The sequence below is a fragment of the Chryseobacterium sp. MIQD13 genome (assembly GCF_050496705.1).
GTDB lineage: Bacteria > Bacteroidota > Bacteroidia > Flavobacteriales > Weeksellaceae > Chryseobacterium.
On record NZ_JBNWAF010000003.1, the window covers coordinates 753,270 to 767,918 of the forward strand.

Consider the following 14,649-nt stretch of genomic DNA (forward strand, 5'->3'; position numbering starts at 1 on the left):
AAATTTAAAATATCAAGATCAATATGAAAAGAATGATCATTGCCTCTTTGTTTCTGATCACAGCATGTAAAGAAGAAAAGAAAGAACCCCAAATTCAGACACCGAAAGAATCTTCTCAAAAGATTGAAGCCGGGATGGCAGAAAATAAGCCTGATGAATCCGGAGAAGCAAAAAAGTGGCTGGAAAAAAGTATTGAAAATTACTTCAAGTCAGATCTGGGAAATCTTGATAAAGAAATGCAGAAGATCACGACCAAAGACTATTATGAATATAAAACGGATGCAACAAATGTTGACATGGATGTTGACGGAAGTCTTACTCTAAAAGAATTTCAGAATAAGTGGAAAAATAAATTTGATGTAAGAAAAGCAGGAATCAACAGCGGTTTTTTAATAACCGGTCAGGATTGGGAAGAAATTAAGGTCTCAAAGTGCGAACAGGTGCTAAAATCTGTTCCTCTTTTAAAATCAGAGCCGGTTGTATTCCTATTTGATGTAATTCTTTCTGATGAAAAGCTGAAATCAAAATATCCGGTTGAAATAGAAGTGGTAAAAGAAAACGATTCTTTTCTGATTGCAAATGTATCTCAGGAATAATCTAAAATATAAAATAAGAAAAATGTCAAAAATAGAAATAGCGTGCTTTAACCCGGAATCAGCAATGATTGCATTTGAGAACGGAGCAGACAGAATAGAATTATGCGACGGATTAAGCGAAGGGGGAACAACCCCTGATTTTGAAACCGTAAAAGAACTCAGAGAAAAAATAAACATCCCGATTTTTGTGATGATTCGTCCAAGAGGCGGTGATTTCATCTATTCGGAAGCCGAATCTGAGCAGATGGAAAAAGATCTTATCCGTTTGAAATCCCTTAACGTGGACGGTTTTGTTTTTGGAATACTCTATGAAAATAATCAGGTAAACGTAGAACACAACAGGATTTTGGTTGAAATGGCTTACCCTCTTCCCTGTACCTTTCACCGCGCTTTTGACAGGGCGGAAGGATTCGAAGATTCCCTGGAAAAAGTGATTGACTGCGGTTTTAAAACTATCCTTACTTCAGGTCAGAAGCCTAACGTTTCAGAAGGTAAAGAAAATCTTAAAAAACTTGTTGAACTTTCCGCTGGAAGGATTGAAATCCTGGTTGGAGGCGGGCTTCGTTCAACCAATATTGAAGAGATCAGAGAATTCACACATGCAGTTTATTTTCATTCTTCAGCAATTACAGATGGTGGAGCTTTTGCCAATGCGGATGAAGTCATAGCTTTGAAAAATAAATAGTTTTTGAAAGACTAAAGAATTTGGCTGTATCGTAGATGCTACTGAATGGCTGAACAAACGCTTAGTAAAATCTTTCTGTGTGAATTTAAAAGCATGCAGTATACTAGATTAAAAATTTTTTGTTAAATCACATTATATTTTTTAACGCAAAGTTTTATATAAAGAAATGTTGAGTTAAGGAAAGCAAAGAATCCGACTGCGTCGAAATGAAGTTGAGTGGATATGCGCTTGCTTAATCGAATCAACTTGTTGATTCTTCCCTTTGCATCCCTTAAATATAAAGCATAAATAATAAAACTTTGCGTTAAAAAAATAATGAATTATCAGAAATCCTCTACTTAATTATAGACAACAAAAACATAAAAACACAAAATGAATGACAGAAAACGAATTATCCTACAAAATAATAGGCGCAGCAATAGAAGTACATAAAAATCTGGGAGTAGGATTATTGGAAAACGCATATGAAACAGCTCTGGCTTATGAACTGAAACAACTGGGACTGGAAGTGAAGCAGCAGGTTTCCTTACTCTTAAAATATAAAGAAGTTACAGTAGAAAATGCTTATAAAATTGACTTAATTATAGAAAATAAAGTTATTGTAGAAGTAAAAGCTGTTCTTGAATTGAATCCCGTTTTTCATTCCCAGGTTTTAACCTATCTGAAACTGACTAATTTGAAGTTAGGATTACTGATAAATTTTAATAGTGAACTCATTAAATATGGGATTCACAGAATTGTAAACAAACTTATTAATGAATAGATCTATCCTTTTTGCTTTCCTTTTTATTCAGAGTATGATAAATGCACAGCTTACAGAACGAAGCTTGTCTGCGGAGAAATGGCAGTTCAAAAATACGCAGGAACAGAAATGGCTGCCTGCAAAAGTTCCGGGTACAGTACATCTTGATCTGATGGATAATAAAATAATTCCGGATCCTTTTAAAGATGAAAATGAAAAAAAAGTACAGTGGATAGAAAACGAAGACTGGGAATATCAAACCAGCTTTAAAATATCATCAAAAGAGTTTGAAAATGATCATTTAGATCTTGTTTTTAATGGTCTGGATACTTTCTCTGAGATCTATCTGAACGGAAAACTGCTGAAGAAGACAGACAATATGTTCAGAAAATGGGAAATTCCCGTAAAAGGACTTTTGAAAGAAGGAAATAACGAACTTAAAATTAAATTTACATCCGCTGTAAAAGAAGGGAAAGAACTTGCAAAAAAAGTTCCTTTTACCACTCCGGAATCACCGAGAAGCTTTGTCAGAAAAGCCCAATATCAGTTCGGTTGGGATTGGGGACCAAGATTGGTGACTGCCGGAATCTGGAAAGATGTACAATTGATTTGCTGGAATTCAGCGAAAATTGAGAATGTTAAGTATAATCAGATTTTTTCTTCTGACGTTCAGGATTTCAAATTTGAAATGGAGATCAACGCTCAGGCTCCCGGAGATTATGTCTTGAATATTAACAAAATTCGTAAATCTTTTTCTCTTAAGAAGGGGATCAATAAAATAGATGTTCCTTATGAAGTAGCTGGATTAAAATTCTGGCAGCCTAACGGTTGGGGAAATGCGAATCTTCATGATTTTAAAATTGAACTTTTTAAGGATAATACATCTTTAGATCGGAAGAATTTAAAAATTGGATTAAGAACTGTAGAATTGGTTCAGGAAAAAGATGAAAAAGGAAAATCTTTCTATTTTGAAGTTAATGGAAAACCGTTGTATGTAAAAGGTACAAACTGGATTCCCGGAGACAGTTTTTCACCCAGAATGACCAAAGAAAAATACCAAAAACTGATTAAAGATGCCAAAGATGCCAATATGAATATGATCCGCGTCTGGGGCGGAGGAATCTATGAAGATGATGAATTCTATAAAGTCTGTGACGAAAACGGTATTTTAGTCTGGCAGGATTTTATGTTTGCAGGCAGCTTTTATCCTGCTGATGAAGCTTTTTTGAATAATGTAAGAGAAGAAGTAAAAGATCAGGTAAACAGGCTTCAGAACCATCCGTCTATTGCTTTATGGTGCGGAAATAATGAAATTGATGAAGCCATTGTCAACTGGGGGTATCAGAAGCAGTTCAAATATTCAAAAGAAGATTCTTTACAGGTTTGGAAAGACTATAAAAAAGTTTTCCACGAACTTATTCCGAATACTTTAAGAGAAAATCTTACTCCCGATAAAAATATCTATTGGCCAAGTTCACCTTCAATCGGATGGGGGCATAAAGAAAGCCTTACGGAAGGGGATTCCCACTACTGGGGTGTATGGTGGGGCGAACAGCCGTTTGAAATGTATAATGAAAAAGTAGGCCGTTTCATGTCCGAATACGGTTTTCAGGGAATGCCGGGTCTGGAAGCTGTTAAATCTATGTTTTCTGGAACTCCTGATCTCAGTCTTCAGAATACTGTGATCAAAGCCCATGAAAAGAATACCAGAGGGTGGGAGATTATCAGTGAATATATAAAAAGGGACTACAAAGTTCCAACGGATTTTGTAAAGTACAACTACATCTCCCAATTGCTTCAGGCCCGCGGCATGAAGATAGCCGTTGAAGCACACCGCCGTGCAAAACCTTACAATATGGGGACGTTATACTGGCAGCTGAATGACTGCTGGCCGGTAGTTTCCTGGTCGTCCATTGATTATCTCGGAAACTGGAAAGCTCTGCATTATCAGATGAAAAGAAGTTTTGAGCAGCAGGTAATTTTAACCGAAGAAAAAGATAATGTTCTGAATTTTTATGCTGCTAATGATGCATGGAAAACGTTTGATGATGTTAATTTAGACATACAGGCAATAAATTTTGATGGTAAAGTTTTAAAAGAATTCAAAGCCGTTTCCAAAGAAAAAACGTTGGAAAGTATGCTGAAATTTGATTCTGTTCAAACAACAACTCTGGTTTCGGATTCTGATAAAAATAAAACATTTTTACAGCTGATATTAAAAGACCACAATGGAAAAGTAATTGCTGCCAATCAACATTTTTTTTCCAAACCTAAAGATCTCCAGTTGAAAAAACCAGATATTAAGATTAAGAAAATCTCAGCAGATGAGGTTGAAATTTCCACAGATGTTCTGGCAAAAGATATTTATCTGATGGGAGATACCCATTTCAGTGATAACTTCTTTGACCTGCTTCCCAATACCTCAAAAAAAATCAAACTTTCAAAACCTTTGGAAAATATTAAGGTGATGAGTCTTTGGAATACGCTGTAAGATTAAAATCTGTTGAATCTGTGAAATTTTAACACCTTAACTGAAAAATCAACCGTAACTTTACACTTTATTTAAAAACAGTATGGTAAATTTTGTTCTGATTGCGGTGTGCATTATTGCAGGAATGGTATTCAAAGCAACAAAATCTATCCATCCCGACGCTCACAAAGGCATCAATACATGGATTCTTTATCTCGCCCTGCCCGCAGTTTCTTTTAAATATCTGCCCAAAGTAAAATGGACAACCGAAATGCTGTTCCCGATTGCAGCCACCTTCCTGATTTCCGTTTTCTGCTTTTTCTTCATGATGTTTTACAGTAAAAGCAAAGGTTATTCAAGACGGTCCAGAAGTACTTTGGAACTGACGAGCGGTTACAGTAATACATCCTTCATCGGCTTTCCCCTGATCAGCGCATTTTACGGTGAAAGTCTTTTAAGTATTGCCATTATCTGTGATCAGACTATGTTTTTTGCCCTTTCTACATTGGGAATCATAGCGGCAGTGAAGGGAGGAAGCAGATCAGGAAAGGTAAGTGCCAAATTTATTTTAAAAAGACTGATCACTTTTCCACCATTAATAGGATGTGTTGCAGCATTGGTATTATCGCAGTTTATTGATTTCACTGTAGCAGAACCGTTTTTTGATAAATTGGCGGCAACAGTAAGTCCGTTGGCCTTATTTTCTGTAGGATTACAATTGAAATTCAATGGCTGGAAAAAGCTGGTACCCCAAATGTCAGCTTCTATGCTCTATAAACTGATCCTGGCTCCGGCTATCGTTCTGGGGCTGGCTTTACTGCTTAATGTAAAAGGAGATGTGGCAAAAATTACCATATTTGAAGCAGCAATGCCAACTGTTGTCACTTCAAGTATTATTGCTGAACAGTTCAGGCTGAATACCAAGCTTACTAATCTCATTATCGGTTTCAGTATTATTGTTGGATTTCTTACTTCAGCTGTTTGGTATCAGATTACAGAATATCTTTTTTAATATTCAGATCATATCATTGAAATCCTCTTTGTAAGAGCTTCAAAGGTTATTATTTTAATTTTTTTAACGCAAAGTTTTATTTTAAATGCTTAATATTTTGAGATAAGCAAAGAAGAAATCAATTATCATTGATTTGACGAAGCAGATGTTTTAACCATACGCTTCATCAACGGCGCAGCCGAACTCTTTGCTTTCCTTAAAACTCAACGTTTCCTAAAATAAACCTTTGCGTTAAAAACTATATCCTCTCGCAGATTGAGCAGATCTAGCAGATGTTTACATTATTTTTAATCTGCTTAATTTGCCTGATCTGCGAGAGTAAAAATATTAAGAAAGGTTAATCAAATTTATTAACGGTAATACTGATAAAATTTATCACTGATTAGAAAAACATCAGCGATTATTTTACTTTACTTCTCCCCCTATAACGTTGGGTGTATTTCAACAAAAAAATTGCAGTTCTCTGAAGAAAAATCTAATTTTACACTTTAAAAATTTCCCTTGCAGTACGCCCAAATTGTTTTACCGCTTAATTTAAAAGGATCTTTCACCTACAGAGTTTCCGAAGAACTCATACCTGTAATTCAGGTTGGAATGCGGGTTCTGGTACCGTTTGGAGGAAAGAAAATTTATACCGGAATTGTTTTTGAGCTTCATGACAATGCTCCGGAAAGTTTTGTAGCCAAAGAGGTGATCAGTATTTTGGATGATAAACCCATACTTCCTGAAGAGCAGATTAACTTCTGGACTTGGCTTTCGGAATATTACCTTTGTGGTCTGGGAGAAATTTACCGTTTTGCATTTCCTTCTTCTTTAAAGCTGGAAAGTGAGACTTATTTAAAATTAAAACCCAATGTAGCGGTTGATTTTGAAAATCTGGATGTCAATGAAATGTATCTTATTCAGGCGCTGGAAGTACGTCAGCTGATCAATCTTACGGATATTGAAGCATTTATTCCTAAAAAAGATATCATCAAAACGATCAATTCTCTGATCGATCTGCAGTATATTGAAATAGACGAAAAAATAGCTGAAAAATATAAAGCAAAAGAAGTAGCTTATGTTAAGATTAACGATGAGGTTTTAAATAACCAGAATTTAACAGATATTCTTTTAAAACTCAATAAAGCTCCAAAGCAGAAAGACCTGTTCCTGGCAATTTTAGAAAAGCAGGCTGAACATCCTGATATTCCAATTAAAAAGTCCGAATTGTTTGAAGATGGATATTTCGGAAATTCTCACTTTAAAGCACTTGTCGATAAAAGTCTTGTTGAAGAATACCACATGCAGAAGGACAGGATTGAAAGCTACGAGGGCGAAATTGAAGAACTTGAAGAACTTTCTGAACTACAGAAAGAAGCTAAACTTGAGATCGATGAAGCCTTTGAAGAAGGAAAAAATATATTGCTGCACGGCGTGACTTCTTCAGGGAAAACCCATATTTATTTGGAAAAAATTGAAGAATGCATTCAGGAAGGTAAAAATGTTCTCTTCCTGCTTCCTGAAATTTCTCTTACCAAACAGATTACTCAGAGATTAGAAAAAAAATACGGCAGACAACTTGGTTTTTATCATCAGAAGCTGACGGATTTTGAGCGTGTGGAAGTCTGGAGAAGAATAAAGCAGAATGATATCAAAATTCTTATAGGAACACGGAATGCCTTATTTCTGCCTTTTCAGGGCCTTGGACTTATCATTGTTGATGAAGAACATGATTCTGCATACAGACCGAGAGAAGCTTCACCTTATTTCAACGCAAAAGATGCTGCTCTTGTTTTTGGAAATTTATACGGAGCCGGAGTTATTCTGGGATCTGCAACGCCTTCCGTAGAAAGTTATTATAACGCCAGAAAAGATAAAATAAAATATATTTTCCTGAACGAAAGATTTGGGAACGTGAATCTGCCTGAATACGAACTTATCAATTTTAAAGAAGCCCAGGAATCCAAAAAAGTTTCCGGGAATTTTTCTTTACACCTGATTGATGAGATCAAAAAAACACTGGACGAAAAAAATCAGGCCATTGTGCTTCACAACCGCCGTGGTTATGCCAATGTTATAGAATGTGAAACTTGTGGCTATGTTAACTATTGCTCTAACTGTGATGTGGTAATGACCTATCATAAGGCTGCCAATGAAATGAAGTGCCATTACTGCGGACAGAGAGCTTCAAAACCAAGAACCTGTCCGAAATGCCATTCCGAAAACCTTAATGAAAGAGGAGTAGGAGTAGAGCAGATTCATGAGGAGGTGTCCAAGATGTTTCCTGACAATGAGGTGGACAGAATGGATGTAGATTCCATGCGTAAGAAATTTGCGTATGAAAAACTGTACGAAAAAATAGAAGAAGGAGAAACAGATATTATTGTGGGAACACAGATGATATCAAAAGGTCTGGACTTCGATCATATTGAACTTGTAGCCATTCCCAAAGCGGATTCCCTGCTGTATGTTCAGGATTTCAGAGCAGAAGAAAGAGCCTATCAGCTGATCACCCAGGTTTCGGGAAGAGCAGGAAGGGTTTCCGGTAAAGGGAAAATTTTAATTCAGACCTATAATCCGGAGCATTCTGTTTTTCAGCTGATCAAGATGAATAATCCTGCGAAAATCTATAAATATATCCTTACTGAGCGTCAGAAATTTCATTATCCGCCCTTCACAAAGCTGATTATGATTGAACTGAAGCACAGAAAAGAAGATAAAGTGAACAGAGCTTCTCAGTTTTTGGGATCCGTTTTAAGAAAATATCTTCCGGAAGAATGTGTTCTGGGACCGGAAAGAGCACAAATTGCAAGGCTGAATAATTTATACCAGTTCCAGATTATGCTTAAACTTCCACGCGGAAAAAAGTATGATGAATTTAAAAAAATGGTTTTGTTAAGTTTGAATGAATTTGATGAAATCACTGCTTATCAAAGTATTAAAAAAGATGTTTTTGTGGATTTTTAACAACTTTTAACAAACTTTACACTCTTTTATAAGACCTCTGTAATCCTTTTTCTCACAATAATTTCTACTTTTGGACGTTGATAAAGTGTTTGACTCTTTAACTTTATGATTTAACTTATCATTTTTTAGACTGTCAAACTATGGAACCAAAACAAGATAGATGGTAAATTACAGAAAATATATTTCAAGCGTAGCGGTATTGGCTTCTGGGTTTTTCCTTGCTCAATCTACCGTTTCTACAGTTCTTTACTCTCAGGCTTACGATAATCAGAAGAATTCTTTGAACCTCCCTTCTCCGGTTACTTCAATAGCGGAGAGAACGGTTTTGTCGGCCAAAGAGCTTGTAGATATTAATGTAAACACAATGATGGCGGACCCTGTGCTGAAAAATGCAGAATGGGGATTCGTAGTGTACGACCCGAAAACGAAGAAGGTCATTTCTTCGTACAACGAAAATACTCCTTTAGTTCCGGCTTCCACTACAAAGCTTCTTACCACGGAAACAGCTTTGAACCTTTTAGGGGAGAACTACCGTTGGATGACTCAGCTGGAATATTCAGGGACTATTGATGAAACCGGAACTTTAAACGGAAATCTGTATCTCATTGGCAGCGGTGACCCTTCTTTAGGAACCAATAAAGCCGGAGCATGGTCTTACAGAGATATTATTTCAGATTTCATGGGCGGACTTTCCCGCGAAGGTATCAGAAAGGTAAACGGTGATATTATCATTCAGACAGCGCTTTTCAAAGGCAATATTACAAGGCTTCCGGAAAATGTTGTATGGCTTGAAAACAATAATTATTATTTACCTGTAGGAACTACCCGCGAGATTAATCCTGCCAACGAAAAACTGATTATGAAAAAATCAGGGCTGGTTTCTGACAAAAAGTATTTCTATATGTCTCCTTATGCGAACCAGATGGTATATGCAGACAAATATGAAGGAGACGGTATTTTAACAACAAAAATTCCTGATGCTCCGGCTTATCTTGCCAATACACTCAGAACAACACTGGTAAAAAGCGGAATTGGTGTTACAGGAAAAGTAACTCCTAAAATGACGGACGCAACTCCGGAAAGCAGAAAACTGGTTTCGGCTTATAAATCTCCTACATTAGGTGATATTGTATTTTATACAAACCAGCACAGTGACAATTCACTGGCAGAAGCTTTACTGAAAACAGTAGGTTTCCAGAAAATGGGTGACCAGACTTCGGAATCTGGAAGAATAGTGGTAACCAGCCACCTGAAAGATGAAAATTTTGATATGATGGGTCTAAATTATATGGACGGAAGCGGACTTTCCAGAAGTAATAATGTAACCCCGATTTCCCAGGTGAAGTTTCTGACATCTTTAATGGATGAAAAATACTACAAAACCTATTTCACTTCACTGCCTGTAGGCGGACAGTCCGGAACACTGAAAAGAATGTTCATCGGTACAGGAAACGGACAGGTTTTTGCCAAAACAGGGACTTTAAATAAAGTAAAAACATTGGCAGGATATCTGAAAACCAACTCAGGAAAAACTCTGGTGTTTTCATTAATGGTAAACAATTATTCTGGATCTGTAGATATGGTAAAGAAAAGAATGGAAAAAATTCTTGAGCCGGCTCTGGATCTTTAAAAGATATTTATTTTATTATTCTAAAAACCTTTTAATCAATGATTAGAAGGTTTTTTTTATCTTTGGTTACAATCTAATATTCTGAGTATGAGAAAATTTTATCTTCTGATTCTGGGGTTTTTGATTTCCCAGCAGTTCTATGGACAGGCACAGGATCAAAATATTGAAATGAAAGGTCTGATCGCAAAAGAAATGAAATCTTTTACGAAAAAAATGACCGCTTACAATATTAATCCTAATACTTTAAACTACGATCTTCAGTATCAAAGAATGAATGTTACTTTAGATCCAGCAGTGTACAATATTTCGGGATCTGTTACCTCTCATTTCAAACCAAATCTGAATATGAGCAGTATTTATTTCGACCTGACTGATAATATGGTTGTTTCCCAGGTACAGTATCACGGAAGTAATATTACATTCCAGCAGCTGCCTACAAAAGAAATAAAAATTGATTTCCCTGCCTCTATTCCTGCCAATACACTGGATTCACTGACGATTCACTATTCAGGAGCTCCGACTACCGGAAATGCTTTTTCAACTACTCTGCAAAGCGGTACACCTATTTTATGTACGCTGAGTGAACCTTACGGTGCACAGGACTGGTTTCCGACCAAACAGAGCATGAATGACAAGATTGAAAGATTTGATTTTAAAATTACAACCCCTTCACAGTATAACGTAGCGGCCAACGGAAAATTAATGTCTGAAACAACGCTTCCCGGCAACCAGAAACTTACTTTCTGGAGAACAGCTTATCCTACGGCAGCTTACCTGATTGCACTTTCCATTACCAATTTCGTTAAACTTAATGATACGATGGGAAACCCGCCATTTCCTTTTGTGAATTATGTATATCCGTCAACCAATGCCGATCCTGCGAGTATGGCAAATATTGACTGGACAAAACAGGTTATGAATACTTTCGAGACCTATTTCGGGCCTTATCCTTTCCGTAATGAAAAATATGGACATATGCAGTTTAAGTTTGGAGGTGGAATGGAGCACCAGACCATGTCGTCCATGGGAAGCTGGAGCAAGGGACTTATTGCTCATGAGCTCGCGCATCAATGGTTTGGAGATAAGGTTACCTGCGGTGCATGGAATGATATCTGGCTGAATGAAGGTTTCGCTACTTTCGGAGCTATTCTTGCCAATGAAAAGTTATTAATGACCAGTGCTGAATTCAAGAATTTCCTGCTGGGAGAAATCAATAATATTACCTCTGCTCCCAATGGATCTACTTACGTTCCCGATACAAGCCTGCCCAATGTAAGCAGGATATTCGATAACAGGCTGACGTATGCAAAAGGGGCTTATATTTTAAGAATGGTTAAATGGATTCTCGGAGATACAGCTTTTTACCAGGCGTTAAGAGAATATCATGCAAGACCGAATTTAGCTTATAATTATGCAAAAACTGCAGATTTTAATGCATCGCTGCTGCAGTCTACCGGAAAAGATTTTACAGGATTCTTTAATGACTGGTTATATGGAGAAGGTTATCCCAGCTACACTATAAAATGGAAACAAACCGGAAATCAGATCCTGTTTAAAGCTTCTCAGATCCAGAGCAGTTCTACTGTGAGCTTTTTTGAATTGCCATTACCGATCAAAGTGAACGGGACCGGTGGAGAAACTGCCTATTTTGCTCTGAATCATACTTCTAATAATCAGGGATTTCTGGAAACAGTTCCTTTCACTGTAGCCAGTGTTGAATTCAATTATGAATACCAGATTCTGGAGAAAAATTCTACAGTGATTCAAGACAATACATTAAGCGTGTCATCTGTAGAGAAGGAAGATTTTGCATTATACCCAAATCCGGCCAAAAATGAACTTTATATAAGAGGAGTTAGCAAATCTGTTGAATATTCAATTTACAGCATAGATGGTAAACTGATAAAAAGAGCTGTTTATCAGCCCGGAAAAGCAATTGGGATTTCAGACCTGATCCCTGGTTCTTATATTATACATATTCTGGCAAAAGATTTAGAATATACAGGCAAATTTATAAAGAAATAATTTTTTAACTGTCCGGAAAACCTTCAGCAATGGAGGTTTTTCTATTTATGCCGGAAAGTAATTTAAAAAATCGGATAAAAAATATACAACGGTCGCTCAGCTGATAATATTACATATATAAATTCCATTGTTAAATAATTTAATTGTTAAAACGATAATGAAAGCTTTCAGATCAGGAAGCTTTTTTGTTTTCTGGCTGCTGTTGTAGCTCTTTTTCTCGCAGTTTTTACTTTATAGCTGAACCACTTTTCTTTGAAAAGTCTGCGCATTGCATTATCAAAATTCCTTGTGATTACCATATTTTTAAAACCGCGCCATTTTTCCAGAGCACTTGAAGGAAGCGCCCTTACAGAAACAGAGTATCCTTCAGTTTCATACTGTATATAATGCCACCACCCTGAGGGAATGTAAAGTGTTTCCCCCGGATTTAGTACAGCTTCATAACCATTCAGATAGAGTAGAGCCGGAAATTCCCTGTAATCCGGATCTTTTATATTAGGTAAGCTGTGAAAATTATAAGGCAGCTTATACATGAGATCCGACTGTTCCCAAGGGAAAAGCCAGATCCTTTTGATCCCTTGAAACTGAGTAATAAAAACATGGGACATATCAATATCAATATGATTTCTGGTAATAGAACCTTTACCCCCGAAGAACATAAAAGGCAGCCATTTTAATATTTTCCCGTTAGTCACATCATTATAGTGAATATCATCTTTAAGTTCCGGCTTGATAGTAAGCAGATTAAATAAAAAAAGTCTGTATTCTGTTGGAGTTGTACTTATCAGATCGAGATATTCTGCGAAAGTGCTTTGGCCAATAGGGCTGCTTGCCACTTTATCCAGAGATTCCAGTTCGCTTCCATAGATATTGACCTTATGATCACCGGCTATTTCCTTGAAATATTCATAATTCCATTTCCTGAAGGCAGGACTTTCGGGATCAATAAAATCCTCCATAATAACAGGAAAGCGTGGCTTCATGTGATTGTTTTTAAAGCTTCTGGAGCTTATTTTCTTTACTTTTTGTATCGGATTCAATCTCATATTCCTCAATTTTAGAACAAATATAATTATTATCCTACTAAATTAGTAGACTAATAATGTTAAAACTGAAATTCAATCCTGTTTTTTAGAATTAAAACTTGTAAAAGCTGATACTTTAAAGCCTTTTTATTAAATTAGCACATCTAAAAAATTATCAAAAAATGATCTCTGAAAAATATCTTCAACATTTACAGAACGAACTGCAAAACATTGAAAATGATGGTCTTTACAAAAGAGAAAGAATCATCACTTCCCAGCAGAGTGCAGAAATTGAAGCCAATGGAAAGAAGCTTTTAAACTTCTGTGCGAACAATTATCTGGGTCTGTCTAACAATCCGGAAGTAATGAAAGCTTCTCAGGATATGATAGAATCTCATGGTTATGGAATGTCGTCGGTACGTTTTATCTGCGGAACACAGGATATTCACAAGCAGTTGGAGAAAAAGATTGCGGATTTTCTGGGTCTTGAAGACACTATTTTGTATGCTGCATGTTTTGATGCGAACGGAGGTGTTTTTGAACCGTTATTTACTGAAGAAGATGCAATTATTTCAGATGAACTGAACCATGCTTCAATCATTGACGGGGTACGCCTTTGTAAATCGGCAAGATACCGTTATAAAAACAATAATATGGCAGATCTGGAAGCTCAGTTAATTGCTGCTTCCGAAAAGAACCACCGTTTTAAGATCATTGTTACAGACGGAGTTTTCTCTATGGACGGTATCGTAGCAGACCTGAAAGGAGTATGTGACCTTGCTGATAAATATAACGCTTTGGTAATGGTTGATGATTCTCACGCTACAGGTTTCATCGGGAAAACCGGCCGTGGAACTCATGAAGCTAATGAAGTAATGGGAAGAGTAGATATTATTACCTCTACATTAGGAAAAGCTTTAGGTGGAGCTCTTGGAGGCTTTACTTCAGGTAAAAAAGAGATTATCGACATGTTGAGACAGCGTTCACGTCCATATTTATTCTCAAACTCCTTAGCTCCGGGTATTGTTGGTGCTGCTTTGAAAGTTCTGGATATGATCTCTGCCGATACTTCACTTCGTGACCAGGTAATGGAAAATGCTGAATATTTCAGAACCCAGATGGTTGCTAAAGGATTTGATATTCCGGATGGCGATGCTGCCATTGTTCCGGTAATGCTATATGATGCCCCTCTTGCCCAGAAAATGGCTGAAAAGCTTATGGATGAAGGAATTTATGTGATCGGGTTCTTCTATCCTGTAGTACCGAAGGGAAAAGCTAGAATCAGGGTACAGCTTTCTGCCGCCCATACGAGAGCACATCTTGATAAAGCCATTGCAGCTTTTGAAAAAGTAGGAAAAGAGCTTGGAGTTATTTCTTAATTAAAAATTCAGGATATCAATGCTTCGACTTTGCTCAGCATGACAGTGTTCATTACTTCGTTTAAATTTTTAATAAAATAAAAACAGTCAGTATAAGTAATGTCATGATGAACAGAGTCGAAGTATTTTTTATATT

10 protein-coding genes are annotated in these 14,649 nt (G+C 36.6%); 9 read left to right on the plus strand and 1 reads right to left on the minus strand.

What is annotated here, in order from left to right; all coding sequences use genetic code 11:
• The first annotated feature begins 23 nt into the window (after window positions 1–23).
• From ACQWU4_RS15730 to ACQWU4_RS15765, 8 genes are all read left to right on the plus strand, one after another.
• Complete coding sequence (locus ACQWU4_RS15730; RefSeq protein WP_429936704.1) at window positions 24–596, plus strand: hypothetical protein; 573 nt, start codon at window positions 24–26, stop codon at window positions 594–596.
• A 22-nt stretch (window positions 597–618) separates the two neighbouring features.
• Window positions 619–1,281: a copper homeostasis protein CutC gene (locus ACQWU4_RS15735; RefSeq protein ID WP_429936705.1), complete on the plus strand. Its 663-nt coding sequence runs from the start codon at window positions 619–621 to the stop codon at window positions 1,279–1,281.
• A 376-nt stretch (window positions 1,282–1,657) separates the two neighbouring features.
• Window positions 1,658–2,044 carry a GxxExxY protein gene (locus tag ACQWU4_RS15740; protein ID WP_429936706.1) on the plus strand — a complete coding sequence of 129 codons (387 nt, stop codon included), beginning with the start codon at window positions 1,658–1,660 and terminating at the stop codon, window positions 2,042–2,044.
• Window positions 2,037–4,514, plus strand: a complete 2,478-nt coding sequence (locus tag ACQWU4_RS15745; RefSeq protein WP_429936707.1) for a beta-mannosidase — start codon at window positions 2,037–2,039, stop codon at window positions 4,512–4,514. Before ACQWU4_RS15740 ends, ACQWU4_RS15745 begins: the two co-directional genes overlap by 8 nt.
• 82 nt (window positions 4,515–4,596) lie before the next feature.
• A complete protein-coding gene (locus ACQWU4_RS15750) occupies window positions 4,597–5,505 on the plus strand; it encodes an AEC family transporter (RefSeq protein ID WP_429936708.1) in 909 nt (302 codons plus the stop codon).
• Window positions 5,506–6,006: 501 nt separating this feature from the next.
• Complete coding sequence (priA, locus tag ACQWU4_RS15755; protein ID WP_429936709.1) at window positions 6,007–8,454, plus strand: replication restart helicase PriA; 2,448 nt, start codon at window positions 6,007–6,009, stop codon at window positions 8,452–8,454.
• Between the two features lie 160 nt (window positions 8,455–8,614).
• On the plus strand, window positions 8,615–10,084 hold the full coding sequence (dacB, locus tag ACQWU4_RS15760; protein ID WP_429936710.1) for a D-alanyl-D-alanine carboxypeptidase/D-alanyl-D-alanine endopeptidase: 1,470 nt from the start codon (window positions 8,615–8,617) through the stop codon (window positions 10,082–10,084).
• Between the two features lie 87 nt (window positions 10,085–10,171).
• Window positions 10,172–12,109, plus strand: coding sequence for a M1 family aminopeptidase (locus ACQWU4_RS15765; protein ID WP_429936711.1), 1,938 nt, complete (start codon window positions 10,172–10,174; stop codon window positions 12,107–12,109).
• A 167-nt stretch (window positions 12,110–12,276) separates the two neighbouring features.
• Here ACQWU4_RS15765 and ACQWU4_RS15770 read toward each other — a convergent pair whose 3' ends face one another.
• Window positions 12,277–13,155, minus strand: coding sequence for a cupin-like domain-containing protein (locus ACQWU4_RS15770; protein ID WP_429936712.1), 879 nt, complete (start codon window positions 13,153–13,155; stop codon window positions 12,277–12,279).
• 161 nt (window positions 13,156–13,316) lie between these two features.
• On the opposite strand from ACQWU4_RS15770, the gene kbl reads away from it, so the two are divergent.
• Window positions 13,317–14,513 (plus strand): glycine C-acetyltransferase, encoded by a 1,197-nt coding sequence (kbl, locus tag ACQWU4_RS15775; protein WP_429936713.1) that lies wholly within the window; start codon window positions 13,317–13,319, stop codon window positions 14,511–14,513.
• The last annotated feature ends 136 nt before the right edge of the window (window positions 14,514–14,649 follow it).